Raw genomic sequence first — 25,954 nt, 5'->3', positions numbered from 1 at the left:
CCACACTCCCCTGCCCTCAGGCGCGGGACAAGAGGGCGACGCACTCCACGTGGTGGGTCATGGGGAAGAGGTCGAAGGCGCGGACGGCGGTGAGCTCGTAGCCGTGCTCGGCGAAGATCGCCACGTCGCGGCCGAGCGCGGCGGGGTCACAGGCGACGTACGCCACCGCGCGCGGGCGGCGGTCGACGACCTGCTCGACGACGGCGCGCCTGGCGCCCTCGCGGGGCGGGTCGAGGACGACGAGGTCGAAGGGCTCGTCGTAGCCCTCGCGCAGCACCTGGTCGGTCGGCCCGCACTCCACCACCGCCGGCTTCAGCGCGGCGAGGTTGCCGCGTGCGTGCTGGCAGGCCGTGCGGTCGGCCTCGACGGCAACGACGCGAGCACCGGTCGCGGCCCCCACGAACCGCGCGAACAGCCCGACACCGGCATACAGGTCGAGGGCGCGTTCCCCCGGCGCCGGCTGGAGCAGGTCGAGGACCGTCTCGACCAGGACCCGCGGTGCCTCGGGGTGGACCTGCCAGAACCCGTCGCCCGCGACCGTGAAGGAGTGGCTCTGGCCCGCCGCGTCGACCGTGTGGGTGACCGGCTCTCGTGACGGGCGCTGGACGCCCTCCTCGGGCCGCGCGTCGCCGGGTCGCGCCTCCTCGGCGGCGATCAGGCAGTCGTCGACGGGAACCAGCGCGTGGGAGCGGTGGGCGCGCATCGCCGGACGACCGTCCGGGAGCGCGGCGTAACGCTGGCGGGTGCGCCAGCGCAGGCCGTCGTCCGGCCTGCCGGGCACCGGGACACCTTCGACCTGCAGCCCCTCGACCAGGGGCGACGACGCCTCGAGGCGGCCGAGCCGGACCAGCTGCTCGCGGACGACGGACGTCTTGAGGTTGCGCTGGGCAGGGACGGCGACGTGCTGGAAGTCGCAGCCGCCGCACATCCCCGGCCCCGACAGCGGGCAGGGCGGGACGACGCGGTCCGGCGACGGCGTACGGACCTCCACGGCGTCACCGCGCCAGAACCGGTCGCCGTCGGTGCCCTCCGTGATCTCGAGGACGACCCGCTCGCCGGGCAGCGCGTGGCGGACGAACACGACGCGGGCCTCCGGCTCCGGGAGGCGTACGACGCAGTGGCCGCCGTGGGCGACCGGACCGACCTCGGCCTCGAAGCGCTCGCCGACGCGGGAGCGCCCCCGGGCCCTGCGCGGGCGGTTGGTGCGGGTCACGAGTCACCGGGTCGGCGGGTGCCACGGAGGGACGCCCGCCCCCGCCGCAGGTCGCCGGCCAGGACCCGGCCCTCGTTGGCCCTCTCCCGCTCCTGGGCGGCCTGCGAGGACCGCAGCTGGTAGGGCACGGAGATCACCATGACGCCGGGCGTGAAGAGCAGGCGGCCCTTGAGCCGCAGCGCGGTCTGGTTGTGGAGCAGCTGCTCCCACCAGCGGCCGACGACGTACTCCGGGATGTAGACCGCGACGACGCCACGCGGGTTGGCGTTGCGGATCTCCTGGGTGTACTCGACGATCGGCCGCACGACCTCGCGGTAGGGCGAGTGCAGCACCTTGAGCGGGATGTCGAGGTGCCGGTCGTCCCACTCCTCGAGGAGCCGGTTGGTGGCCTTGGCGTCGATGCTGACGTAGATCGCCTCGAGCACGTTGGGGCGCGTGGCCCGAGCGAACGCGAGGGCACGCAGGGTCGGCTTGTGGAGCTTGGACGCCAGCACGATGGCGTGGACGCGGGTCGGCATGACCTTGTCCTGCTCGTCGGCCGCGAGCTCGAGCTCGACGCGCGCGTAGTGGCGCCCGATGGCCTTCATGAGCATGAAGAAGAAGGCCATCGCCAGGATCGTGATCCAGGCGCCGTGGATGAACTTCGTGATCAGCACGATGACCAGGACGACCGCGGTCATGCCCAGGCCGAAGGTGTTGATCGCGCGCGAGCGGAGCATCCGGCGCCGGACCGCGGGGTCCTTCTCGGTCTTCAGGTGGCGCGTCCAGTGCCGGATCATGCCGAGCTGGCTGAGGTTGAAGGAGACGAAGACACCGACGATGTAGAGCTGGATCAGCTTGGTGGTCTCGGCGTCGAAGGCCCAGATCAGCAGGATCGACATGGCGGCGAGGAAGACGATGCCGTTGCTGTAGGCCAGCCGGTCACCGCGGGAGCCGAGCGAGCGGGGTGCGAGGCCGTCCTGGGCGAGGATGGAGCCGAGCACCGGGAAGCCGTTGAACGCGGTGTTCGCGGCCAGCACCAGGATGATGCCGGTGACCGTGAGCACGAAGTAGAAGCCCGGCGAGAAGTGGTCGAACACGCCGGCGGCGATCTGGGCGATCACCGGGTGCTGCTCGTAGCTGTCGGGCACGGCCCCGCCCGCCGCCGTGCGCAGCCGGTCGAGCTCGTGCGGGTCGACGTACCTGATCGCCATCTGCTTGGCGAGCACGATCACGCTCATCATCATCGAGATGGCGATCAGCCCGAGCAGGAGCAGCGTCGTGGCCGCGTTGCGACTCTTGGGCTTGCGGAAGGCGGGGACGCCGTTGCTGATCGCCTCGACGCCGGTCAGGGCAGCACAGCCCGAGGAGAACGCGCGGGCGAGCAGGAACATCAGCCCGACCTGGGTCAGCGGCCCCTCCCAGCCGGGCTGCGGCTCGATGACGAGGTCGGCGCTCTCCGCCTGCGGCAGGTCACCGGCGAGCAGGCGGATCAGGCCGAACGCGCACATGCCGAGGATGGCGAACATGAAGAGGTAGGTCGGGACGGCGAAGAACGACCCGGACTCCCGCACGCCGCGCAGGTTCACCGCTGTCAGGAGGACGACGGCGACGATCGCCACGGTCGCCTCGTGCCCGATCAACGGGTTGATCGCGCCGGCGGCGTACTGCGCGGCCGAGGAGATCGACACCGCGACGGTGAGGACGTAGTCGACGAGCAGCGCGCTCGCGACGGTCACGCCCGCGTTGCGGCCGAGGTTGACGGTGGCGACCTCGTAGTCGCCGCCGCCGGAGGGATAGGCGTGCACGGTCTGCCGGTAGCTGGCGACCACGGTGAGCATGACGAGCGCGACGGCGATGCCGATCTTCCACGACCAGACGTAGGTCGAGGCGCCCGCGACGGCCAGCATGATGAAGACCTCGTCGGGTGCGTACGCCACCGACGACAGCGCATCGCTGGCGAAGACCGGGAGGGCGATCCGCTTGGGCAGGAGGGTCTCGCCGAGCTGGCTGCTGCGGAGCTTGCGCCCCAGCAGGATCCGCTTCGAGACATCGCCGACACTCACAGGCGGGAAGCCTAGACCCGCCCACCCCATATTCCACGCTGGGATACGGTTCTGGCGTGCACGTCGTGATCATGGGTTGTGGCCGCGTCGGTTCGACGCTTGCCCGCAGCCTCGAGGACCGCAACCACACCGTGTCGATCATCGACAGCGAGCCCGACTCGTTCCGTCGCCTGGGCCCTGAGTTCAACGGCGACAAGATCACCGGCTACGGATTCGACCAGCAGGTGCTGGAGAAGGCAGGGATCCGCCGGGCCGACGCGTTCGCCGCGGTGTCGAGCGGTGACAACTCCAACATCATCGCGGCGCGCGTCGCGCGCGAGACGTTCGGCCTCCAGCAGGTCGTCGCCCGCATCTACGACCCCGGCCGCGCCGAGGTCTACCAGCGCCTCGGCATCACCACCGTCGCGACGGTCAAGTGGACCTCCGACCAGATCCTGCGCCGGATCCTGCCCGCCGGGGCCGAGCCCGACTTCCGCGACCCGTCGGGCACCATCCGGGTCGACCACGTGCCGATCCCGGAGGCCTGGATCGGCAACCGCACGGTCGAGTTCCAGATGCAGTCGCGCTGCCGCATCGCATGGATCGACCGGCTGGGCGAGGGCATGCTCCCGACCCGCGAGTCCGTGCTCCAGGAGGGCGACATGCTCCACCTGGTGATGCGCGAGGAGCACGCGGCGCACGCCTACTCCGTGCTCGAGGCCGGCCCGGAAGCCGACTGAGACCCCGACCAGAGCCTCACCCGAGACCGAGCCGAAGACTGAGCCAGGAGCACTGCACACATGCGCGTCGCCATCGCCGGAGCCGGAGCCGTGGGTCGTTCGATCGCCCGCGAGCTGATCGAGAACGGCCACCAGGTCCTGCTCATCGACAAGAGCCCCTCGTCGATCCGCCCCGAGCGCGTCCCCAACGCCGAGTGGCTGCTCGCCGACTCGTGCGAGCTGTCCTCCCTCGCCGAGGCCCAGCTCGGCAAGTGCGACGTGGTCATCGCCGCCACCGGTGACGACAAGGCCAACCTGGTCACCTCGCTGCTCGCCAAGACCGAGTTCGGCGTTCCGCGCACGGTCGGCCGGGTCAACCACCCCAACAACGAGTGGCTCTTCACCGAGGCCTGGGGCGTCGACGTCAACGTGTCGACCCCGCGCATCATGTCCGCGCTGGTCGAGGAGGCCGTCTCGATCGGCGACCTGGTCCGGCTGTTCACGTTCCGTCAGGGCAACGCCAACCTCGTCGAGATCACGCTGTCGCCCGACTCCCCCTTCGTCGGCACGCCGGCCGGGCTGGTGCCGTTCCCCGAGAACTGCGCGCTCGTCACGATCCTGCGCGACGGGCAGGTCTACACGCCCGAGGCCGAGCAGCCGCTCGAGTCCGGCGACGAGCTGCTCTTCGTGGTGCCTGCCGAGGTCGAGACCGAGCTCGAGCAGCTGCTCTCGCCCGGTCACCACCCGGGCTGAGGCCTAGCTCGTGGTCGCCTCGGCGGCCACCGGGGTCCGGTTGCGCGACAGCAGCCAGACCATCGCGCCGAGCGCGGCGAGCTGCAGCGGCCAGCCGAGCACGATCTTGAGCACGCCGAGCGCGGCGACGGCAGTGTCGGCGTCCATCCCGCCGTTGCTCCCGGCGAGCCAGATCGGCGCCTGGATCGCGACCCGCAGGAGGCACGGGACGACGAGGAGCCAGGTCAGCCGGCTGCACAGCCTCACGACCTGCTTGTCGGAGTGCCAGGCCGTCGGGTCGCCGGTGATGCTGCCGACCATGAACCCCACCAGCGGCCAGCCGATGAGGCACGTGAAGGCCAGCACCACGGCGTACCCGCCGTTGTAGAGCAGGCCGGGCAGGAAGTAGGCCAGCGCCTGGTCCTGCTCGGAGCCGCCGGACGCGGCGGAGCGGTGGACGAAGTACCAGCCGATGCCGATGCCGAAGAGCGCGTTGAGGACGAACTGGACCGTCGAGCGCTGGACCAGCCGGATCGCGAGGAGCACGAGGGCGGCGCCGATGCTGACGTAGAGCGCGAGCTGCAGGTCGCGCATCGAGAGCCAGGTCGCCGTGAACAGGATCGTCGGGACGGCGGCCTCCGCCATGCCCCGGCGTCCGCCGAGCGCCTTCGAGAGCTGCTGGCGCACGACGGCCTCGACGGTGTCGGTGCCGGCGACGGGCTTCTGCTCGGTCGCGTCGGCGACCTCGCTGGCGTCCTTCTCCCCCGTCACGGGCGCAGCTCGTAGCGGGGGTTGAACATGAGGGGTACGTCGCCCTGCCGGCCGATGCAGCCCGACACGGTCACGTTGCGGCCGGGGTCGACGCCCGTGATGCGGCGGCGGCCCAGCCACACCACCGTGATCACGCCGGAGCCGTCGTCGAGCTCGGCCTCGAGGGCGGGCACGCCGCCGCGCGGGCGGAGCGTGACGGTGCGGAGCACCCCGCCGACGGTCACCTGCTCACGCTCGGGGGCGTCGGCGATGGAGAGGGTCTCGCCCTCAGTCGATCTGTGGGTCTCGCGGAGGTCGCGCTGGAGCTGGTCGGAGCTGTCGGCCCACTTGGACAGCGCCTGGCGCAGGCGGCTCTTCTCGGCCACGGCCCTCACCTCACCCGGCGGGCGTCGTCCGGCAGGCGCACGGGCAGCGGCTCGCCGACCGGCATCGCTCCCTCACCACGGCGTACGACGACCTGCGCGAGCGCGTCCTCCCACTCGGTCGTCTCCTCCGGCTCGAGTGCCGGACGGCCGAGGAACGAGGCGCGGAGCATCCAGCGGTCGCCATTGATCCCCAGGATCCGGGAGGGCTGGACGGCTGCGGTGCCGTCGGGGCGGGTCACGGGCATCTGGCACACGAGCTCGGTCCCCCAGCGGCCCTCCCGCTCGGTGGCCTGGCCCCCGCGGCGGACCATGTCCTCGGCGATCTGGGGCCGGACGTCGGACCAGAGGTCGCCGTTGCGCGGGGCGGCGAAGGCCTGGAACTCCAGGGCCCCGTCGGAGCCGGCCAGCATCACGGAGCGGACCTGGCCGCTCTGCTCGTCGACCTGGAGGCGGAGCTCGCGGTCGGCGATGGCCGGGACGAGCACCGAGCCGAGGTCGGCGCGGTCGATGCCGTCGCCGTCGACCTGGGAGAAGTCGAACGGACCCGTCGAAGGATCGACCGGCTCGACGGCCTCGGTGGACGCCTCCTCGGTCGGGGCGGTGGCCTCTGCCTTGCGGCGGAACTTCACGACAGCATCTCCTTGTCAGCGAACCGGCTCACGGACGCGCACCGGTACCCGTAGAACCGTAGCCCCCGTCACCGCGCACCGACTCCGGCAGCACCCCCACCTCGACGAACCGGGCGCGCTCGAACCGCTGGATCACCAGCTGGGCGATCCGGTCGCCTCGCTGCAGCGCCACGGTCTCCGCGGGGTCGTGGTTGATGAGCATGACCTTGATCTCGCCCCGGTAGCCGGCGTCGACCGTGCCGGGCGTGTTCACGATGGAGAGCCCGTGACGTGCCGCGAGCCCGGAGCGGGGGTGCACGAGCGCGACGTAGCCGTCAGGAAGCGCGATCGAGAGACCGGTCGGCACGAGCGCCCGCTCGCCGGGAGCGAGGCTGACGTCGATCGTGGTGTGCAGGTCGGCTCCGGCGTCGCCCGGGTGGGCGTAGGTGGGGAGCGGCAGGTCCGGGTCGAGGCGGACGACGTCGATGTCGAGATCGACTCGTCGCCCAGGGTCGAGGTCGTGGTCGGGCACGAGGAGTGAATCTATAGGCTCTGCGCCGTGGACTACGCCGAACGCCTCACCGTTCCGCTGCGCTGGTGGGTGCAGGGAATGATGCTGGTGGCGTCCGTCTGGCTGGCCGTGCTGGTCGCCACCCCCGACAACGAGATCATCGCCTGGCTGGTCACGGCCGCGGCCTTCGCGGCCATGGTGACGCTGTTCGTGCGCTACGGCGGCGCCCGCGTGTCCGTCGACCGGACCACCTTCCGGGCCGGTCGGGCACAGATCGCCCTGGAGTACCTCGGCACCGCGACCGCCCTCGACGCGGACGGCGTACGACGCCAGGCCGGCGTGGACGCCGACGCCCGGGCGTACCTCCTCCTGCGGCCCTACCTCAAGCGCGGCGTCATGGTCGAGATCACCGACCCCGCCGACCCCGCGCCGTACTGGCTGGTCAGCTGCCGTCGCCCCGACCTGCTCGTCTCAGCCCTAGAGGCGGCCCGGACCAGCTGAGGCGCTGGGTAGGGTGGTCGTCATGGCCAAGAAGAGCTCCGCGGATTCGAACAGCAAGGTCTACTCGGCGTTGTCGCTGGTGGCCGCCCTCGGCGCCGCGAGCGTGGTCAAGAAGGCGCTGAACACCTCCTGGCGTGCCGCGACCGGCAAGAACCCGCCCGCCAACCCCGCCGACCCCGACGTGAGCATCGGCGAGGCGATCATGTGGGCCACCCTCAGCGGCACGCTGATCGGTGTCGCCCGCATGCTGGCCACCCGCCGTGCCGCGCACTACTACGCCCGCTCGACCGGCCACCTCCCCGGACAGCTCAAGAAGGACGGCCAGGACGCCTCCCGGGCGCCCGCCCCCGAGTCCTGAGCGGTCCTCGGCCCGCCGCTGCCGGCCCGGGCCCGTCGAGCCCCACCGCGCGCCCTTGCCGATGAGTCTCTGAGCGACTCACGGCCTCTTCGCCCTGTCTCCATCCCCCGCGCCCTCCGCACTTGCCCGTGAGTCTCTGAGCGACTCACGGGCAAGCGTGCGGAAGGAGGGCCGTGGAGGAGCCCGAGCCGGCCCTTCGCGGGACCGTTCCGGGCCACCAACCGTCCACAGGGCGCCGTTGCAAGCCGCTCGCACCGCAGCTGTGGAGAACGCGGCGCCACTGTCGCCGGGCTGCTTTGTCATGGGTCGTACGACGACCACGACGAGGCAGGAGCGACAGGTGAACGACACCCACGGCGATCATCCGGGCAAGGACGACGAGGCGACCGCGGCAGGGCCGGATCCCGCGACGTGGGACTCGATGGCCTGCTGGACCGAGGCGGAGCGCGAGTACTGGTTCCTGGGGCCGCGCTCCGGCGGCATGCCCGGCATGGTGCGACGGATCAGGCGGATCCTCGACGTCTCCCAGCGCGGGCTCGCAGCGCTGCTGGGGGTGTCGCAGTCGGTGGTCGCCCGCTGGGAGACGGGACGGACGTGCCCGCGGGTGCGCGTCGTCGAGCGCATGCTCGGGATGGCGCGGCTCCGGGCGACGGTGCACGACGAGGACACCGGCGAGCAGGTCGGTCCGATGCGCGCCGACTGCGCGCGGAAGCACGGCGGGAGTCGCTTCCCGGCCCACACCGACCTCCGGGCCACCGGCTGGTGGGTCCCCCGCGCCGAACGCTCGATGACGACCGTGGCCTACTTCACGATCAGGGACCGGTCACGTCGGCGACGCGACCCCTCGATCCGCTACCGCACCGGCCTGGCCAAGGCCTGGGAGAGGCGGACGTGGGGCGTGCCGGACGACCACCCGGCCCTCCACCAGCTCGCCGCCGAGGCCGAGCACCTCGACGAGCTGCGGGAGGCACGACGGCTGGCCCGGCAGCGAGCGGCCTGACAGCCGCGTCAGGGCCCGGGCGCGACACAGCGCCCGCCCCCGCGCGGAGGACGAGCGCTGTCGCGTTCGAGGTGGTGCAGTCTCAGATGCAGTCGCGGCAGATGAGCTTCTTCTCATCGGCCAGCTGCGACCGGTGGTGCACCAGGAAGCAGCTCATGCACGTGAACTCGTCGTCCTGCCGCGGCATGACCTCGACGGCAAGCTCTTCGTGCGAGAGGTCCGCGCCGGGGAGCTCGAAGGACTCGGCCGCCTCGGTCTCGTCCTCGTCGACCTTGCCCGAGTTCTTGTCGTGGCGGCGGGCCTTGAGCTCCTCGATGCTCTCCTCGCTCTGGTCCTCCTCGGACTTGCGCGGTGCGTCGTAATCGGTAGCCATCGAATCCCTCTCCCCATGCTGTGGCTCGCTCTCGCCGGATCGCGGCGGGGACGAGACCAGTTGTGCTCGTCGTCGGCGCCAGATTGTGCACCATGAACCGCCTCCGTGGTGAGCCGGTCCGCGACGTGTCGCATGAACAGTGGGGGCCGTCTCACTATTCCCCCGTGCGGACGACGGATCCGACCACCTGTTCGGGCGACTCAGCGCGCGAGGAAGCCGGTCTCCTGGAGCACCTCCACGAAGGCGTCCCACCCGTCGGCGGGAGTCGCCACGACGACGCTCCGCTCGGGCCACCCGTCGAGGTCCATCGTGCCGGGGAGCACGTCGAAACGGCCCCCCGCCTCGCGCAGGACGACCGCCGCGGCGGACCAGTCCCAGGGCATCGGCCCCTCCTCGACGTACGCGTCCCCCGACCCGTCCGCGACGTGGCAGATGTCGAGCGAGCTCGAGCCGATCCGCCGGATGTCGCGCACACGCGGCAGGAGCGAGGCCAGGCAGGCCGACTGGTGCGCGCGCACCTCCGGCCGGTAGCCGAAGCCGGTGTGGACCAGTCGCTGCCCCACCGGCGGGCTGGGCTTCACCGAGATCGGCTTGCCGTCCCGCGTCGCACCGTGCCCGACGGCCGCGGCGTAGACCACGTCGACCCCGATGCCGACGACGGCTCCAGCCACGAGCTCGCCGTCGACCTCGGCAGCCACCGAGACCGAGCAGTCGCGCAGGCCGTAGAGATAGTTGACCGTGCCGTCGATCGGGTCGACGATCCAGCGCACGCCACTGGTGCCCGCGTGGTCGTCCCCCTCCTCGCCGAGGATCGAGTCGTCGGGACGCAGCTCGAGCAGGCGGGTGCGCAGCAGCTCCTCGACGGCCCGGTCGGCTCGGGTGACGACGTCGGTCGCGCTCGACTTGGTGTCGGCCACGTCGACGCCCTCGTCGCGCATCCGGCGGGCCAGCGTCGCGGCCTCGCGCCCGACCGTGAGCGCGACGTCGCGGAGCTCGGCCCACACGGAGGCGCTCACGAGTCCATCCCGCACAGTGCCGGCCGGGGACCCTTGGGGTTCGGGCAGCAGCCCACCCCGCAGCGGTCGGGACCGGCCATCATCGAGCCCAGCGCCGGACGTACGGGCGACTCACCTCGCTCCGCCGCCGCTCGCTCGAGGACCAGCTCGCGCACCATCGCCACGAACCTCTCGTCGACCCCCGCCGTCGCGGCGCGGACAGCCTGGATGCCGAGGCGCGACGCGGTCGCCATGGCCTCCGTGTCGAGGTCGTAGATGACCTCCATGTGGTCCGACACGAAGCCGATCGGGACCATCACCACCTGGTCGACCCCATCGGTCGCGAGCTCCTCGAGGTGGTCGTTGACGTCGGGCTCGAGCCACGGCGTCGACGGCGCACCCGAGCGCGAGCAGTAGACGAGGTCGTGGCGGTGCACCCGCCCGGTCGCCTCGCGCACCCGCCGCGCCACCTCCTCGACCGCGCTGCGGTGCTGGGTGACGTACGCCGGTCGCGGCTGGCCGGCCGGGTCCTCCGAGCCGCTGGTGTCGTTCATCTCGGTCGGGATCGAGTGCGTCACGAACACCAGCCGCGCCGAGTCCCCGCCACCCGGGAGCGTCGCCAGCGACGAGAGCACCGCGTCGACCGCGGGCTCGATGAAGCCCGGGTGGTTGTAGTACTGCCGGAGCCGGTCGAGCACCGGCGCCCCGGGCGTCTCCGCGACCGCGTCGGCGAGGTTCTCGCGGTACTGCCGGCACGACGACCACGACGAGTACGCCGACGTCGTGAAGACCGCGGCGCGCTCGACGCCGTCCGCCGTCATCTCGGCCAGCGTGTCCGCGAGGTACGGGTCCCAGTTGCGGTTGCCGAAGTAGATCGGCAGGTCGATCCCGTGCTCGGCGAAGTCCTTCTCCAGCGCCGCGATCAACGCCCGGTTCTGGTCGTTGATCGGGCTCTTGCCACCGAACAGGAAGTAGTGCTCCCCCACCTGTGCGAGGCGCTCGCGCGGGATCCCCCTCCCCCGCGTCACGTTCTCCAGGAACGGGACCACGTCGTCGGGCTTCTCGGGTCCCCCGAAGGAGAGGACGAGGAGGGCGTCGTAGGGCAGGACGTCGGGGGGACCCGCGGGATTCATGTCGCCAGCGTAGACACGGCCCACGATCCTCTAGCGTGCGGGCATGAGCACCCCCGTGCAGGGACACCGATGGCGCAACTGGTCCGGCCTCGAGGAGGCCGTGCCCCGTCACGTCGAGACCCCGACGTCGGTCGACGCGGTCGTCGACGTCGTACGCCGCACCCGCGAGCGCGGCGCAACGGTAAAGATGACCGGGACCGGTCACAGCTTCACCGGGATCGCCGCACCCGAGCACACGCTGCTCCGCCCGGAGGGCCTGTCCGGGATCCTCCACGTCGACCGCGAAGCCATGACGGTGACCGCCCGCGCGGGCACCCCGCTGAAGGAGCTGAACCTCGCGCTCGAGGGACTGGGCCTGAGCCTGCACAACATGGGCGACATCGCCGAGCAGACCCTCGCCGGGGCGACGTCGACCGGCACGCACGGCACCGGTGGGACCGCGGCCGGCCTCGCCGCCCAGCTCGCCGGGCTCGAGCTGGTCACCGGGACCGGCGAGGTCGTGCGCGCCTCGGCGACCGAGAACCCCGACGTCCTCGAGCTCGCCCGGGTCGGCCTGGGCGCCCTCGGTATCCTCACCAGCCTGACCTTCCACGTGGAGCCGCTCTTCGTGATCGAGGCCCACGAGCAGCCGATGACGTGGGACGAGGCGCTGGGGTCGTACGACGAGATGGTGGCGGCCGCCCACCACGTCGACATGTACTGGTTCCCCCACACCGACCGGCTCATGGTCAAGCAGAACGTGCGCACCGACCTCGACCCGGGCGAGCAGGAGCCGCCCTCGGCACTCGCGGCCTGGTGGGAGGACGACTTCGTCTCCAACACCGTCTTCGGCGGCCTGTGCCGGGTCGGGTCGCTCGCCCCGGGTCTCGTCCCGCGGATCAACCGGGTCGCCGGGCGGGCGCTCTCCGAGCGCCGCTACAGCGACCTCGCGCACCGGGTCTTCGTGACGCCGCGCCGGGTCCGCTTCCGGGAGATGGAGTACGCCGTCCCGCGCGAGGTCGGCCTCGACGTGCTCCGCGAGTGCCGCCGGGTGATCGAGTCGAGCGACTGGCGGATCGCCTTCCCGATCGAGATCCGCACCGCGCCCGCCGACGACATCGCGATGTCGACCGCCCACGGCCGCGACAGCTTCTACCTGGCCTTCCACGTGCCGCAGGACACCGACCACGTGGCGTACTTCGGCGGCCTCGAGCCGATCCTGCGCGAGGCGGGTGGGCGCCCGCACTGGGGGAAGGTCCACACGCGCACGGCCGCGGACCTGGCGCCGGCGTACGCCCGCTTCGACGACTTCCTGGCGCTGCGCGACCGGCTCGACCCGGACCGGCTCTTCGCCAACGCCTACCTCCGTCGCGTGCTGGGCGACTGACCGGGCACCGCCTCCCGGGCCCTTCACGTGGCGGCCGATCCGCAGTACGGTCGAGGTGCTTGTTTTGTTACCTCAATGAACTAACTCCGTCTCGGAAGCACCACCAGGAGCCCTCATGAGCCATCACGCACCCACCCGTCCCCTGCGCGCGGCCGTGACCGCCGTCGCCGCCACGCTGACCGTGGCAGCCGGCGCCCTCACGGCCCTCGGCGGTCCGTCCCAGGCCGCCGACACCGCAGCACCCACCGCGGCCGCCGCGCTGCCCGATCACGTCCTCACCGGCTACTGGCACAACTTCGACAACGGCTCGGGCGTGATGCGCCTGCGCGACGTGCCACAGCAGTACGACATCGTCGCCGTCGCGTTCGCCGACGCCGTCACGACCCGGGCGGGGGCCATCGACTTCACCCTCGACCCGGCGCTGGGCTCCGCCCTCGGCGGCTACGACGAGGCCGCCTTCAAGGCCGACATCGCCACGCTGCACGCCCAGGGTCGGCAGGTGATCATCTCCGTCGGCGGCCAGAACGGCACCGTCCACCTCGACGACGCCGCCGCCGGTCAGGCCTTCGCCGAGTCGACCGTCGCCCTGATGGACGAGTTCGGCTTCGACGGCGTCGACATCGACCTCGAGAACGCGCCCAACCTCGAGCACATGACCGAGGCCCTGCGTGCGATCGACGCGGCCGAGCCCGGCTACACGCTCACCATGGCACCGGAGACGATCTACGTGCAGCCCGGCGGTTCCTACCTCGCGCTGATCGACCAGGTCGCCGACCTGATCACGGTCGTCAACACGCAGTACTACAACTCCGGGAGCATGCTCGGCCGCGACGGCAAGGTCTACAGCGCCGGCACCGTCGACTTCCAGACCGCGCTCGCCGACATCCTGCTCGACGGCCACCTCCGCGCCGACCAGGTCGGCCTCGGGCTGCCGGCGACGTCCCAGGCGGCCGGCAGCGGCTACGTCGCCCCCGACGTGGTCAACCAGGCCCTCGACTGCCTGGCCACCGGCCAGCGCTGCGGCAGCTACATCCCCGCCGACACCTACCCGACGATCCGCGGCGCGATGACGTGGTCGATCAACTGGGACGCCACCAACGGCTACGCCTTCGCCACGACAGTCGGCGGGCACCTCGACTCGCTGGGCGACGGTGGTGGGGTCACCACGCCGCCCACCACTCCCCCGACCACCGACCCGACCGACCCGCCGACCACGCCGGCCGGGTGCGACGGCGTACCGGCCTGGACCGCCGCGACGGCGTACAACGGCGGCGCCGTCGTGTCCTACGCCGGCCACCGCTGGCAGGCGCGGTGGTGGACGCAGGGCGAAACCCCGAAGGTGCAGGACTGGTACGTCTGGACCGACCAGGGCGCCTGCTGACGCCGGCACCGGGTGCGCGCCTTGCCCGTGAGTCTCTGGGAGACTCACGGGCAAGGGCGCAGGTCAGACGCTCGCCGGCCCCCTGGGCAGCGGTGCCCGCCAGCCGCGCACGAGCCCGAGCAGGCGCCAGCCGAGGCAGGTGGTTGCCCCGGCGACCACGACGACGATGAACGGCAGGTCGCTGCGGTCGAGCAGCACCGCCACCGCCGCGCCCGCGAGCGCCGGGGTGGCGTAGAGGACGCCCTCGAAGATCACCGGTACGCGACCGGCGAGGACGTCGCGGATGACGCCGCCGCCGATGCCGGTGACCATGCCGAGGAGGGCGGCCGGGAGCGGGCCGAGGCCGTAGTCGACGGCCTTGAGCGCGCCGGTGACGCAGAAGAGCGCGAGCCCGCAGGCGTCGAACAGCGTGACGAAGCGCTCGACGCGACCGATGGCCGGGTGGAGGAAGAACGTCAGCACTCCCGCGGTGACCGGCACGAGCAGGTAGCGCCAGTCGGCGAGCGCGGCCGGCGGGGTGGCGCCGATGAGCACGTCGCGGATGAAGCCGCCGCCGAGACCGGTCACCCCGGCGAGCACGGTGGCAGCGAAGAGGTCGAGGTTCTTGCGCACGGCGACGAGCGCGCCGGTCACCGCGAAGACGAAGATGCCGACGAGGTCGAGCACGACGAGCGTGGTGGCGTAGTCGGTGTCGAGCACCAGCCGAGATTAGGCCCACTCGATCGACCCTCGTCACACGGCGCGCGTACCCGGACGGCACGGTCCGCTGGCGTAGGGTCGTCCGAACGGATGACACCCTCGTCCGGCCCCACCACACAGGCAGGAGCCCGCCGTCCATGGCCAAGCTGACGTTCACCGGACGCAGCGGGGACGGCAAGCGCCTGCTGCTGGTGGACGAGTCGGGCCAGGAGCACACCCTGGCCATCGACACGAAGCTCCGCCGCGCCCTCACCGGCGCTCCCGACACCACCGGCCACCCGAACGGCCAGTTGGAGATCCCGATGGAATCAAGCCTGCGCCCCCGAGACATCCAGACGCGCATCCGCGCGGGCGAGTCGCCCGAGGCGGTGGCCCACGCCGCCGGCACGTCGGTCGAGAAGATCATGCCGTTCGCCGCCCCCGTGCTGGCCGAGCGCGCCCACGTCGCCGAGCGTGCCCAGCTCGCGTCCGTGCGTCGCCGCGCGACCGAGTCCGGCGCCCGCACGCTCGGTGAGGCCGTCACCGCGCACCTGCGCGCGCACAACGTCGACCCGAGCTCCGTCGAGTGGGACGCGTGGCGCCGCGAGGACGGCCGCTGGACCCTCACCGGGCTGTACGACGTCGCCGGCCGGCTCGGCACGGCGACCTTCTCCCACGACCCGCGCGGCAACTTCGTCACCGTCGACGACGAGGACGCGCGCTGGCTCGTCGGCGACGCGACCCCCGCCGCCGCCTCCGAGGCGCCCGCCGAGCCGGCGGCGTTCGACGACCTCGCCGTGGCCCGCCAGCGTCGGCTGAGCGCGGTCGAGGAGGACGTCCCCCTCGGCGACGACGCCCTCGAGATGGTCGGTGACGCCGAGGTCGACACCGCCGCGGACGCGGACGAGGTGTCCGCCACCGAGACCACGATGGAGCTCACGGGTGCCGACCTCGGCACCGAGCAGCCCGTCGAGGCCTACCTCGACGACGATGCTGCCGCGGAGCCCGCAGCGCCCGCCGAGGCCGAGCAGGAGCCGGCCACCGAGGCCCCCGAGCCGCGCCGCCCGGCCAAGAAGCGTGGCCGCGCCTCCGTGCCGAGCTGGGACGAGATCATGTTCGGCGGAGGGCCGAGCGAGCGGTGAGGTTGCTCCAGCTCAACGTCCACCCCCTCAAGTCCGGCGCCATCCGATCGGTCGACTCCGCCACCGTGCTGCCGCGCGGCCTGGCCGACGACCGGTCGTGGATGCTCGTCGACGCCGAGGGCCGGCTGGTCTCGGCGCGCGAGGTCCACGACACCTTCCGGATCGTCGCGGACACCCCGACCACCGACCAGTCCGTCGCCCGTGACCTGAGGCTCCGCGCGGCCGGCCTCGACGACCTCGACCTCGACGTGCCCGACGGCGAGCCCGTCGCCGTACGCCTGCACTCGCAGGACCTCTTCGGCGTCCCTGCTCCCGACGCGGACGACTGGCTCGCGGCGGCGCTGGGCCGGGACGACGTACGCCTGGTCTGGTGCCACGAGCCCGAGCGGCGCCACCTGCAGCCGGAGTTCTCGCGACCCGAGGACTTCACGGCCTACGCGGACTCCTTCCCGGTGACGGTGGCGACGCTCGCCTCGCTGCGCCAGCTCAACGACTGGATCACCGAGCGCGCCCTCGAGCTCGGCGAGGAAGTGCCCGAGCCGCTGCCGATCGAGCGGTTCCGCGCCAACCTCGTCCTCGACGGCGACGAGCCCTTCGCGGAGGACCACTGGACCTCGCTCGAGGTGGGCGGCGTGCGGTTCCGGGTCGCGAAGCCGACCGGCCGCTGCGTGATGACGACGATCAACCTCAAGACGCTGGAGACCGCGAAGGAGCCGATCCGCTCGCTCGCCCGGCACCGGCTCGTGGGCGGCAAGACGCTGTTCGCGGCCCACCTCGTGCCGGAGACCCGCGGACGGATCAGCGTCGGCGACGACGTCTGGGCCGACTGAGCCTCAGCCCGTCTCGACCGGGCGGGCGGGATCCGTGATCCAGCCGCTCCAGCTGCCGGGGTAGAGCGCGGCCTCGATCCCGGCGACCCGCATCGCGAGGAGGTCGTGGGCGGCGGTGACGCCCGATCCGCAGTAGGCCGCGACCGAACCGGCGGCGTCGGCGCCGACCCGGCCGTACGTCGCCCGGAGCTCGTCGGCGCTGCGGAACCGTCCGCGCTCGTCGAGGTTGTCGGTGGTCGGCACGTTGACCGCCCCCGGGATGTGGCCCGCGACCGCGTCGACGGGCTCCGTCTCGCCCCGGAACCGCTCGGGCGCCCGCGCGTCGATCAGCACGTCGACGTCGCGGACCGCGCCGGCCTCGACCACCGCGGCGCCCTTGTCCGCCGCGACCGCGAAGTCGCCGGGCGCAGGACTCGTCTCCCCCGCCTCCGCACCGTGGCCGTCCTCGAGCCAGGCCGTCCAGCCGCCGTCGAGGACCCGCACGTCCGGGTGGCCGTGGTGGCGCAGCAGCCACCACGCGCGAGCGGCGGCCCGGCCCTGCCAGTCGTCGTAGACCACGACGGGACGGTCGAGGCGGACGCCGACGCGGCGCATCGCCGCCTCGAAGTCGGCCTCGGCGGGTAGCGGGTGCCGTCCACCATCGCCGGGCGCGGCGGCCAGGTCGCGGTCGAGGTCGACGTACGCCGCCCCGGGGACGTGACCGGCGACGAAGACCTCGTGGCCGGGAGGGCCGCCCATCTGGTAGCGGACGTCCAGCACGGTGACTCCACCGAGCACCTCGGCCAGCTCGTCGGGACTGATGAGGGGGCCGTCGGTCATGGAAGCAGCCTGCCACGTCGTGGGAGGCTGCCGGCATGGAGTACGACTGGGCGCGAGGCGACGTCATCCAGGCCGACGGCGTCGAGGTGGCACGCGCCTCCCGCTCGTGGTTCCGCGAGCGCGCAGAGGTCGAGATCGGGCCGGAGGTCTGGGAGTTCAGGTCCAACGGTTGGGGCGGCAGCGAGCTCACCGCGAGCCTGGCGGGGACGGTCCACTACGGCGCCCGGCGATCAGGGTTCCTCACCTCCCGTTGGACCATCTCGGTCGGGGACGAGCTCGACCTGAGGACTGCCGGGTTGTTCTCCTCGCGCCTGACCCTGTCCCGTGCCGGCACACCCATCGGTGAGGTGACGCGGTCCGGAATCTTCACCGGGCGGCCACGACTGACGGTGTCCGAGCCGCTCGACACGCGCGCCGGGTGCTTCGTGCTCTGGGTGTCCTACGTGGAGCTCAACCGCCAGTCGAGCGACGGCGGCGCGGCCGCCGCGGCGACCTGACCGGTCTGTGGCAGGATCGCCGCGACATGGCTGAACTGCACTTCTTCACGGGCACGATGGACTCCGGCAAGTCGACGCTGGCGCTCCAGACCAACCACAACCACGCCGCCCGGGGACGCGTCGGCCGGATCTTCACGACCCACGACCGGGCCGGGGCGGCGGTGCTGTCCAGCCGGCTCGGGCTGACCCACGACGCCCTCGAGGTCGACGCGGACTTCGACTTCTGGAAGTACGTCGTCGACACCCTGACCCGTGGCGGCCGGATCGACTACCTGATCTGCGACGAGGCCCAGTTCTACGCGCCCGAGCAGATCGACCAGCTCGCCAAGGTCGTCGACGAGCTCCAGATCGACGTCTTCGCCTTCGGCATCCTCACCGACTTCCGCACCGCGCTCTTCCCGGGCAGCGCCCGGCTCGTCGAGCTCGCCGACCGGATGAACGTCCTCCAGGTCGAGGCACTCTGCTGGTGCGGCAAGCGGGCCACCCACAACGCCCGCACCGAGAACGGCGCGATGGTCGTCGAGGGCGAGGTGATCGTCGTCGGCGACGTCGACCAGGCCGACGAGCCGCCCGCCGACGTGGCGTACGAGGTCCTCTGCCGCCAGCACCACCGTCGTCGCCTCACCGCGGCGCGCGCCAAGGCCGTCAGCCTGGCCCCCGAGCCGCTGCCCTTCGGCTGACGCGCTCTCCTTGCCGATGAGTCTCCAGGAGACTCACGGGCAAGTCGGCCGATCAGCCGACCCGCTCAGCCGACCAGGATCGGGATCAGCATCTCCGCTGGCGTGAGCGAGCCGTGGAGCCCGACGAGGGTGTCCTCGTAGGCGAAGTCGCGGGTCGAGACCACCGCCGTGTCGCCGTGGCAGGCGACGACCACGTCCCCGAGGCGCGGCAGCACGCCGGGGTCGACCGCGCCGAACCAGCCGGTCGAGATGGCCTCCTCGCGCGTCAGCACCGTCGCCCGGTCGCCGAGGACCGACCGCCAGGTGGCGGCGACGTCGTCCACCGCGCCGGCCGAGCAGTAGAGGTGCCGGAACCTCGCCTCGCCACCGATCAGCGCCACCCCGTCGCGCAGGCCGTCGGTCTCGTCGACGTCGACCCGCGAGCCACGCGGGCTGTCGACCATCCCGTGGTCGGCCACCACCAGCAGCCGGGTCGAGGACGGCAGCGCGTCGCGCATCTGCTCGGCCTCCGCGTCGACCATCGCGAGCTGCTGCAGCCACTGGGTCGAGGCCACGCCGAACTTGTGCCCGGTCCAGTCGAGGTCGGAGTCGTAGACGTAGGTCAGCGAGGGCTCGTGGGCGGACGCCGAGACGGTGGCGGCGATCCGCTCCCCCACGCGGTCGGCGCCGACGTAGGTCGCCCCGCGCTGGGACGCGACCGTCAGGCCGGTGCCGTCGAAGTCACGCTTGTTGACCGAGGTGACGTGCACGCCCGCGTGGGCGAGCCTCCCCAGGGCCGTCGGGTGCGGCTGCCACTCCAGGGGGTCGATCCCCTTGTCCCACCACAGGTGGTTGAGCAACCGGTCCGTGCCCGGGATCCGGGCCGTGAAGCCCACCAGCCCGTGCGTGCCCGGCGGCAGGCCGGTGCCGAGCGAGGTGAGCGAGGTGGCCGTCGTCGAGGGCACGCCCGCGGTGCCGGTGGCGCCGTCGACGAGCAGGGAGGAGAGGTACGGCGCCGCGTGGGCGTAGCGCGCCAGCAGCTCGGCCCCCATCCCGTCGACGAGGAACACGACGTAGGAGGGAGCCGGCGGGAGCTCGAGGCCGACCGGGTGGCCGTCGAGGGCCACGCCGAGCGCGCGGCCGACGGACGGCACGACGTCGGCGAGCGACCGGTCGCCGTACGCCGGCGCCGTGAAGGCCCCCGGCGTCCCGGGAGGCGTCATCCCCGGGTGCGCGCGGAGAGCGCCTCGGCGAACGCGAGCAGGCCGGCGACCGAGTCGGCGCCCTCGGCGGCGGCCGAGACCCGCAACGTGTAGTCGTCGCCGGCCAGCGTGCCGGTGTAGCCGTGGTCGGCGTCGCAGCTGGGGTCGGAGCAGCCGGCGGGCTCGAGGTCGATCCGGCCGACACCGCCCCACCCGATCGTCAGCACGGCCTCGGCGGGAGGCGCGACACCCTTGGTCGGGTTGGCCACCATGCGGGTCACGACCACGGTGCGGATCGACGTGAGCGTGACCGCCTCGGTCGTCGTGGAGGTGTAGGGCTCCGGGAGCAGGTCGTCGCCGGGGTGCTCGTCGGTGTGCGCGATCACGAGCCGCGTCGGGGTGAGGAGCAGCGCGGTCAGGTGGCGGCGTACCTCTTCGTGGTCGAACGTCGTCTCGTGGTGCACGAAGTAGGACAGGACCTCCTCGCCGCCGGCAGCCGAGAAGACGCCGTCGGCGACGACCTCGGGGTAGTAGCCGGTGCGGTGGATCGCCTTGCGGAGGTCGTGGGAGACGTCCGCGTCACGGATGGAGCGGGGCATGACGGCAGTCTGTCACGCCCCGCCGCGGCAGTTCAGTCGGCCGGAGCCCAATCGGCCGGAGCCCAGTCGGCCGGGGCTCAATCGGGGAGGGTGTCCCCGGGCATCGTGCTCAGCCGCCGCACGAACCAGTCCGAGCGCGGGTCCTTCACCGGCTCCACGCGGATGTGGGCACCCAGCACCGTGGCGCTGTCCGCGCCGGCCAGCACCAGCGGCAGCTGGAGGGCCCGCACCTGGGGCAGGTCGTGCTGGAGCTGGGAGACCTGGCGGACCAGCCGCTCGATCTCGGCGACGTCGACGATCTCGCTGCCGCGGTAGCCGAAGAGGAGCGGCGAGGCCTTGATCTCGCGGATCATGTCCTGCGCGTCGTGGTCCGCCAGCGGCGGGATCCGGTAGGTCCGGTCGCCCAGCAGCTCGGTGAGCGGCCCGCTGACACCGAACGAGAGGACGGGCCCGAAGAGCGGGTCCTCCATCGTGTTGATGGTGACCGGGATGCCGGGCGGCGCGTTGCGCTGGACCACGAAGCCGGCCCGGTCGGGGTCGGTGATCAGGTGGTTGAGGGAGGCCCAGGCGCCGGCCATGTCCTCGGGACCGTCGATGTTGCGCCAGACGTGGGCCAGGTCGGGGCGGTCGCGCAGGTGGTCGGCGGTCGCCTTGAGGACGACGTCCCAGCCGAGCGCCTCGGCGGCGGTGGTGGCCTCGTCGAGGGTCTCGACGGCGTAGGTGTCCCACAGGTCGATGCCGTAGGCGCCGAGGAGCCGGTGCTGCTCGACGAAGTCCAGGTCGCGGCCCTCGGGGTGGTTCATCAGCAGCTCGTTGACCAGGTGGCGCGCGTCGTCGCGGTCGTTGCCCACCAGCTCGCCGACGCTCGTCTGCGGCACCCGCACCCACACGGCGTACTCCACGACCCGGGCGAGGGCGCGGACGGCGGCCTCGACGGCGGGGTACGACGGCACGGACCCGCGGCCGGCGCTGGAGCCGGCCACGTCGGGGACCCGCAGCAGCTCCGGGACGCCCTCGGTGCCGAGGAAGGTCGACACGATGGGCTTGTCGGACTGCTCACCGACCGCGGCCAGCACGTTGGCGACCTGCTCACGCGCGCCGGCGACGTTGAGCGGCGGGATGAAGATCGCCACGACCGCGTCGACCTCGGGGTCGTCGATCGCGGCGTCGAGGGCGTCCTCGAAGTCCTCGGCGGTCGCCTCGGCGCCCAGCGCCTCCTGGCGGTTGACCACGAGCCCGACCGAGTTGGCGGCGTCGGCGGCGAGCAGGCCGAGTGCGTCGGAGTTGCCGACGATCGCGACGCGGCGCCCGCGCGGCAGCGGCTGGTGGGCGAGGAGCTGGGCGACGTCGAACATCTCCTCCAGCGACTCGACCTGGATGATCCCGGCCTGGCGGAACATCGCGTCGACCGCCTCGGGCGGGGCGCCGATCTTGCGGACGGCGTGGCCCATCGGGACGCCCTGCGAGCTGCGCCCGGACCGGACGGCCACGATCGGCTTGCGGCGGCTGACCCGGCGGGCGATGCGGGAGAACTTGCGCGGGTTGCCGATCGACTCGAGGTAGAGCAGCACGACCTCGGTGGCGTCGTCCTCCTCCCAGTACTGCAGGAGGTCGTTGCCCGAGACGTCGGCGCGGTTGCCGGCGCTGACGAAGGTGGTGAGGCCGAGGCCGCGGTTCTGGACCTTCTCGAGGATCGCCGAGCCGAGCGCGCCGGACTGGCAGAAGAAGCCGGCACGGCCGCGGGGCGGCATGACCGACGACAGCGACGCGTTGAGCTGGACGTCGGGGTCGGTGTTGATGATGCCGAGGGCGTTGGGGCCGATCAGCCGCAGGCCGTAGGACCGCGAGAGGCCGACCAGCCGGCGCTGGCGCATCCGGCCCTCCTCCCCGGTCTCGGCGAAGCCCGAGGAGATGACGACGAGGCCGTGGACGCCCTTCGCGGCGCAGTCGAGCACGACGTCCTGCACCGACTCGGCCGGCACGGCGACGATCGCGACGTCGACCTCGCCGGGGATCTCCCCGACGGTCTTCCAGGCCGGCATGCCCGAGACCGAGTCGGCGCTCGGGTTGACGACGTGGATCCGGCCGGTGAAGTTGCCCAGCACGAGGTGGCGCACGAGGGCGCGGCCGATGGTGTCCTGGCGGCGGCTGGCGCCGATGATCGCGACCGACTTCGGCGAGAAGAAGCGCTCGATCGAGGCGTACTCCGCGCGGTGCTCGCGCTGCTCCATCACGCCGATGGCGGTGTCGGTCGGGTCGATCCGGAACACCAGCTCCATCACGCCGTCCTCGAAGGCGCTCTTCACCTGGTAGCCGGCGTCCCTGAACGTGTGGATCATCGCCTGGTTGTCCGGCAGCACCTCGGCGACGAACTCCTCGACGCCACGCTCGCGACCGGCCTGGGCGAGGTGCTCGAGCAGCAGCTGGCCGATCCCGCGGCCCTGGTGCCGGTCCTCGACGAGGAAGGCGACCTCGGCGTGGCCGGGGCGGATCGTGTCGAAGCGGCCGACGGCGATCATGTGGCCGGCGACGAGCAGGATCAGCGCGACCCGGTCGCGGTGGTCGACCTGGGTGAACCGGTCGAGGTCGCGCTCGGACAGCTCCGGCATGGGCGAGAAGAAGCGGTAGTACTTCGACTGGTCCGAGACGCGGGCGTAGAAGTCGACCAGCAGCGCCCGGTCCTCGGGCTGCATCGGGCGGATGTGCGCGGTGCGACCGTCGCGCAGCAGCACGTCCGCCTCCCAGTGGCGGGGCGGCGGAGTCGTGGCCACCTCGACAGTGGCGTCCGCTTCGGTCACGGCTGCAATCTATCGGCAAGGATCAGCCACGGTGCGCATACCTCGGCAACGCCCGGCGGACACCGAAGGTCACGGGCCGTCCCCGGCGTGCCCCCGGCTCCTCCGGCAGCCCGGGCAGGGACAATGACGCCCATGGCACGACGTACGACGAAGCAGCCCCTCCCGGACGACTTCGAGGAGCACATCCTCGACACCGACATCCGCGACGAGATGCAGTCGTCGTTCCTGGAGTACGCCTACTCCGTCATCTACTCCCGGGCCCTGCCCGACGCCCGCGACGGCCTCAAGCCGGTCCAGCGCCGCATCCTCTACACGATGGACGACATGTCGCTGCGGCCCGACCGCGGGCACGTGAAGAGCGCCCGCGTCGTCGGCGAGGTCATGGGCCGGCTCCATCCCCACGGCGACGGCGCGATCTACGACGCACTGGTCCGGATGGCGCAGTCGTGGTCGATGCGCCTGCCGACCGTCGACGGCCACGGCAACTTCGGCTCGCCCGACGACTCCCCCGCCGCGATGCGCTACACCGAGTGCCGGATGGCGCCGGCCGCGGTGGCGATGACGGCCTCGATCGACGAGGACACCGTCGACTTCAAGCCCAACTACGACTCGCGGGAGATGGAGCCGGTCGTCCTGCCGGCCGCGATCCCGCACCTGCTCGTCAACGGCTCGGCCGGCATCGCGGTCGGCATGGCCACCAACATCGCCCCGCACAACCTCGTCGAGGTCGTCCAGGCGCTCAAGCACCTCATCACGCACCCGAAGGCCACGACCGACGACCTCATGCGGTTCGTCCCCGGCCCCGACCTGCCCACGGGCGGCAAGATCGTCGGGCTCGACGGCATCAAGGACGCCTACGAGTCCGGTCGCGGCACGTTCAGGATGCGCGCCACGGCCCGCGTCGAGTCGGTCACCGCGCGCCGCAAGGGCATCGTCGTGACCGAGCTCCCCTACGGCGTCGGCACCGAGCGGGTGATGGAGCAGATCAAGAAGCTCGTGCTCGCCAAGAAGCTGCAGGGCATCGCCGACATCAAGGACCTCAGCGACCGCGAGCACGGGCTGCGCCTGGTGATCGAGGTCAAGAACGGCTTCGTGCCCGAGGCGATCCTCGAGCAGCTCTACCGCCAGACCGCGCTCGAGGACTCCTTCGGCATCAACGCCGTCGCCCTGGTCGACGGCCAGCCGCGCACGCTGGGCCTCAAGCAGATGCTCGAGGTCTTCCTCGGCCACCGCTTCGAGGTCGTCCGCCGCCGCTCCACGCACCGTCGCAAGAAGGCCGCGGACCGCCTCCACCTCGTCGACGGCCTGCTCGTCGCGATCCTCGACATCGACGAGGTCATCCAGGTCATCCGCGGCTCCGACAACGCCGCCGCGGCCAAGGAGCGGCTGATCTCGGTCTTCGACCTCTCCGAGGTGCAGGCCGACTACATCCTCGACATGCCGCTGCGCCGGCTCACCAAGTTCTCCAAGATCGAGCTGGAGAAGGAGAAGTCCGAGCTCGAGCGCACGATCGAGTACCTCGACGCGATCCTCGCCGACGAGAAGCTGCTCCGGAAGGTGGTCTCCGACGAGCTCACCGAGGTCGCCAAGGAGCACGGCACCCCGCGCCGCACCGTGCTGCTCGCGTCCGCCGGCACCACCGTCACCGCCGCGAGCGCCACGCCCCTCGAGGTCGCCGACGACCCGTGCTTCGCGCTGCTGTCGTCCAGCGGCCTCCTCGCCCGTACGACGTCCGCGTCCGCGCCCGGGCACGGCGAGGGCCGCGCCAACCACGACGTGGTGACGAGCGCCGTCCGGACGACCGCCCGGGGCGAGGTGGGCGTGCTCACCAACCGCGGCCGCCTGCTGAAGGTCGGCGTCCTCGACATGCCCGAGCTCCCCGACTCCGCCAACGACCCCAACCTCCAGGGCGGCCTGCCGCTCAGCGAGGTCCTCTCGCTCGACAACGGCGAGCGCGCCCTCGCGCTGACCTCGCTCCCGACCGACGGCCCCGGCCTCGCTCTCGGCACCCGCGACGGCATCGTCAAGCGGGTCAACCCCGAGGTCCTGGGCCGCGACGAGTGGGAGGTCATCGGCCTCAAGGACGGCGACGAGGTCGTCGGGGCCGTGGAGCTCACGACCGGCGAGGAGGAGCTCTGCTTCATCTCGACCGACGCCCAGCTCCTCCACTTCGGGGCCTCCGGCGTGCGCCCGCAGGGCCGCGCCGGCGGCGGCATGGCCGGCATCAAGCTCGGCGCCGGCCAGACGGTCGCCTTCTTCGGTGCGTTCGACCCGGCCGACGCCGTCGTCGTCACCGCGTCCGGCTCGTCCACCGCCCTGCCCGGCACGGAGGCCGGTGCGGTGAAGGTGACGCCGTTCAGCGAGTACCCCGGCAAGGGCCGCGCCACCGGTGGCGTCCGCAGCCACCGCTTCCTCAAGGGCGAGGACACGCTCGTCGCCGCCTGGGCCGGGCCCGGTCCGGCCCGCGCCTCGGCGTCGAGCGGCGCGCCCATCGACCTCCCCGCGGCCGACGGGCGACGGGACGGCTCCGGCGTACCCGCCCCGCAGCCGATCGCCGCCATCGCCTCCCCGGTCGCCGCCCAGGTCGCCACCCAGGCTGCCAACCAGGCCGGGGGCAGCGCCGCGGCCCCGTCCGTCGAGGAGCCCGGTGACGCGACCCTCCCTGTGGAAGGCTGACGCC

The 25,954-nt window shown here is 72.3% G+C and carries 26 protein-coding genes; 12 read left to right on the top strand and 14 right to left on the bottom strand.

Annotated elements, in window-relative coordinates; all coding sequences use genetic code 11:
- Positions 1–16: 16 nt before the first annotated feature.
- Both BLV76_RS17655 and BLV76_RS17650 read right to left on the bottom strand, forming a co-directional pair.
- On the bottom strand, positions 17–1,213 hold the full coding sequence (locus BLV76_RS17655; RefSeq protein WP_090970716.1) for a class I SAM-dependent RNA methyltransferase: 1,197 nt from the start codon (positions 1,211–1,213) through the stop codon (positions 17–19).
- Complete coding sequence (locus BLV76_RS17650; RefSeq protein WP_245734736.1) at positions 1,210–3,258, bottom strand: APC family permease; 2,049 nt, start codon at positions 3,256–3,258, stop codon at positions 1,210–1,212. Before BLV76_RS17650 ends, BLV76_RS17655 begins: the two co-directional genes overlap by 4 nt.
- Before the next feature lie 56 nt (positions 3,259–3,314).
- Between BLV76_RS17650 and BLV76_RS17645 the strand changes: the two genes are divergently transcribed.
- Positions 3,315–3,977: a potassium channel family protein gene (locus BLV76_RS17645; RefSeq protein WP_090970712.1), complete on the top strand. Its 663-nt coding sequence runs from the start codon at positions 3,315–3,317 to the stop codon at positions 3,975–3,977.
- Between the two features lie 60 nt (positions 3,978–4,037).
- Entirely contained in the window at positions 4,038–4,709 is a 672-nt protein-coding gene (locus tag BLV76_RS17640; protein WP_090970710.1) for a potassium channel family protein, read from the top strand.
- Positions 4,710–4,712: 3 nt separating this feature from the next.
- On the opposite strand, the gene BLV76_RS17635 is transcribed toward BLV76_RS17640, so the two are convergent.
- Genes BLV76_RS17635 through dut form a run of 4 tightly spaced genes read right to left on the bottom strand, consistent with a single transcriptional unit; the run spans position 4,713 to position 6,964 of the window.
- Complete coding sequence (locus BLV76_RS17635) at positions 4,713–5,459, bottom strand: DUF3159 domain-containing protein (protein ID WP_245734735.1); 747 nt, start codon at positions 5,457–5,459, stop codon at positions 4,713–4,715.
- Positions 5,456–5,824: an OB-fold nucleic acid binding domain-containing protein gene (locus tag BLV76_RS17630; protein WP_090970709.1), complete on the bottom strand. Its 369-nt coding sequence runs from the start codon at positions 5,822–5,824 to the stop codon at positions 5,456–5,458. Before BLV76_RS17630 ends, BLV76_RS17635 begins: the two co-directional genes overlap by 4 nt.
- A 5-nt stretch (positions 5,825–5,829) precedes the next feature.
- Positions 5,830–6,453 (bottom strand): DUF3710 domain-containing protein, encoded by a 624-nt coding sequence (locus BLV76_RS17625; RefSeq protein ID WP_090970707.1) that lies wholly within the window; start codon positions 6,451–6,453, stop codon positions 5,830–5,832.
- Between the two features lie 28 nt (positions 6,454–6,481).
- Entirely contained in the window at positions 6,482–6,964 is a 483-nt protein-coding gene (gene dut / locus BLV76_RS17620) for a dUTP diphosphatase (RefSeq protein WP_090970704.1), read from the bottom strand.
- Positions 6,965–6,991: 27 nt separating this feature from the next.
- On the opposite strand from dut, the gene BLV76_RS17615 reads away from it, so the two are divergent.
- From BLV76_RS17615 to BLV76_RS17605, 3 genes are all read left to right on the top strand, one after another.
- Positions 6,992–7,444, top strand: coding sequence for a DUF3093 domain-containing protein (locus BLV76_RS17615; RefSeq protein WP_245734734.1), 453 nt, complete (start codon positions 6,992–6,994; stop codon positions 7,442–7,444).
- A 22-nt stretch (positions 7,445–7,466) separates the two neighbouring features.
- Positions 7,467–7,802: a DUF4235 domain-containing protein gene (locus BLV76_RS17610; RefSeq protein ID WP_090972898.1), complete on the top strand. Its 336-nt coding sequence runs from the start codon at positions 7,467–7,469 to the stop codon at positions 7,800–7,802.
- Positions 7,803–8,142: 340 nt separating this feature from the next.
- A complete protein-coding gene (locus BLV76_RS17605; protein WP_139306618.1) occupies positions 8,143–8,802 on the top strand; it encodes a helix-turn-helix domain-containing protein in 660 nt (219 codons plus the stop codon).
- An 82-nt stretch (positions 8,803–8,884) separates the two neighbouring features.
- Here the strand turns inward: BLV76_RS17605 and BLV76_RS17600 are convergent, their stop codons facing one another.
- The 3 genes from BLV76_RS17600 to BLV76_RS17590 all read right to left on the bottom strand — a co-directional run bounded on the left by BLV76_RS17600 (position 8,885) and on the right by BLV76_RS17590 (position 11,303).
- Positions 8,885–9,175 carry a DUF4193 domain-containing protein gene (locus tag BLV76_RS17600; protein ID WP_056600397.1) on the bottom strand — a complete coding sequence of 97 codons (291 nt, stop codon included), beginning with the start codon at positions 9,173–9,175 and terminating at the stop codon, positions 8,885–8,887.
- Between the two features lie 200 nt (positions 9,176–9,375).
- Entirely contained in the window at positions 9,376–10,191 is an 816-nt protein-coding gene (locus BLV76_RS17595; RefSeq protein WP_245734733.1) for an inositol monophosphatase family protein, read from the bottom strand.
- Positions 10,188–11,303, bottom strand: coding sequence for a ferrochelatase (locus BLV76_RS17590; protein ID WP_090970698.1), 1,116 nt, complete (start codon positions 11,301–11,303; stop codon positions 10,188–10,190). Before BLV76_RS17590 ends, BLV76_RS17595 begins: the two co-directional genes overlap by 4 nt.
- A gap of 43 nt (positions 11,304–11,346) precedes the next feature.
- On the opposite strand from BLV76_RS17590, the gene BLV76_RS17585 reads away from it, so the two are divergent.
- Together BLV76_RS17585 and BLV76_RS17580 are read left to right on the top strand one after the other, a co-directional pair.
- Positions 11,347–12,669, top strand: coding sequence for a D-arabinono-1,4-lactone oxidase (locus BLV76_RS17585; RefSeq protein WP_090970696.1), 1,323 nt, complete (start codon positions 11,347–11,349; stop codon positions 12,667–12,669).
- A gap of 115 nt (positions 12,670–12,784) precedes the next feature.
- Positions 12,785–14,050 (top strand): glycosyl hydrolase family 18 protein, encoded by a 1,266-nt coding sequence (locus BLV76_RS17580; RefSeq protein ID WP_090970694.1) that lies wholly within the window; start codon positions 12,785–12,787, stop codon positions 14,048–14,050.
- A gap of 63 nt (positions 14,051–14,113) precedes the next feature.
- Here BLV76_RS17580 and BLV76_RS17575 read toward each other — a convergent pair whose 3' ends face one another.
- On the bottom strand, positions 14,114–14,749 hold the full coding sequence (locus BLV76_RS17575) for a trimeric intracellular cation channel family protein (RefSeq protein WP_090970692.1): 636 nt from the start codon (positions 14,747–14,749) through the stop codon (positions 14,114–14,116).
- A gap of 137 nt (positions 14,750–14,886) precedes the next feature.
- Between BLV76_RS17575 and sepH the strand changes: the two genes are divergently transcribed.
- Both sepH and BLV76_RS17565 read left to right on the top strand, forming a co-directional pair.
- Positions 14,887–15,870 carry a septation protein SepH gene (gene sepH, locus BLV76_RS17570; protein ID WP_090970690.1) on the top strand — a complete coding sequence of 328 codons (984 nt, stop codon included), beginning with the start codon at positions 14,887–14,889 and terminating at the stop codon, positions 15,868–15,870.
- A complete protein-coding gene (locus BLV76_RS17565) occupies positions 15,867–16,700 on the top strand; it encodes an MOSC domain-containing protein (RefSeq protein WP_090970688.1) in 834 nt (277 codons plus the stop codon). Before sepH ends, BLV76_RS17565 begins: the two co-directional genes overlap by 4 nt.
- A 3-nt stretch (positions 16,701–16,703) precedes the next feature.
- On the opposite strand, the gene BLV76_RS17560 is transcribed toward BLV76_RS17565, so the two are convergent.
- On the bottom strand, positions 16,704–17,519 hold the full coding sequence (locus BLV76_RS17560; protein ID WP_090970686.1) for a sulfurtransferase: 816 nt from the start codon (positions 17,517–17,519) through the stop codon (positions 16,704–16,706).
- Between the two features lie 35 nt (positions 17,520–17,554).
- Here BLV76_RS17560 and BLV76_RS17555 point away from each other — a divergent pair, with 35 nt between their 5' ends.
- Entirely contained in the window at positions 17,555–18,016 is a 462-nt protein-coding gene (locus tag BLV76_RS17555; RefSeq protein WP_090970684.1) for a hypothetical protein, read from the top strand.
- 26 nt (positions 18,017–18,042) lie between these two features.
- A complete protein-coding gene (locus BLV76_RS17550; RefSeq protein WP_090970683.1) occupies positions 18,043–18,696 on the top strand; it encodes a thymidine kinase in 654 nt (217 codons plus the stop codon).
- 65 nt (positions 18,697–18,761) lie between these two features.
- Here the strand turns inward: BLV76_RS17550 and BLV76_RS17545 are convergent, their stop codons facing one another.
- From BLV76_RS17545 to BLV76_RS17535, 3 genes are all read right to left on the bottom strand, one after another.
- Complete coding sequence (locus BLV76_RS17545; protein ID WP_090970681.1) at positions 18,762–19,898, bottom strand: alkaline phosphatase family protein; 1,137 nt, start codon at positions 19,896–19,898, stop codon at positions 18,762–18,764.
- A complete protein-coding gene (locus BLV76_RS17540; RefSeq protein WP_090970679.1) occupies positions 19,895–20,476 on the bottom strand; it encodes a DUF5998 family protein in 582 nt (193 codons plus the stop codon). Before BLV76_RS17540 ends, BLV76_RS17545 begins: the two co-directional genes overlap by 4 nt.
- Positions 20,477–20,553: 77 nt before the next feature.
- Positions 20,554–23,274: a bifunctional acetate--CoA ligase family protein/GNAT family N-acetyltransferase gene (locus tag BLV76_RS17535; protein ID WP_245734732.1), complete on the bottom strand. Its 2,721-nt coding sequence runs from the start codon at positions 23,272–23,274 to the stop codon at positions 20,554–20,556.
- A gap of 132 nt (positions 23,275–23,406) precedes the next feature.
- On the opposite strand from BLV76_RS17535, the gene BLV76_RS17530 reads away from it, so the two are divergent.
- A complete protein-coding gene (locus BLV76_RS17530; RefSeq protein WP_090970677.1) occupies positions 23,407–25,950 on the top strand; it encodes a DNA gyrase/topoisomerase IV subunit A in 2,544 nt (847 codons plus the stop codon).
- Positions 25,951–25,954 lie beyond the last annotated feature (4 nt).

The organism is Nocardioides exalbidus (assembly GCF_900105585.1).
Taxonomy (GTDB): Bacteria; Actinomycetota; Actinomycetes; order Propionibacteriales; family Nocardioidaceae; genus Nocardioides; species Nocardioides exalbidus.
The sequence above is the reverse complement of the archived record's forward strand: the minus strand, read 5'-3'. Positions and strand labels throughout refer to the sequence as shown.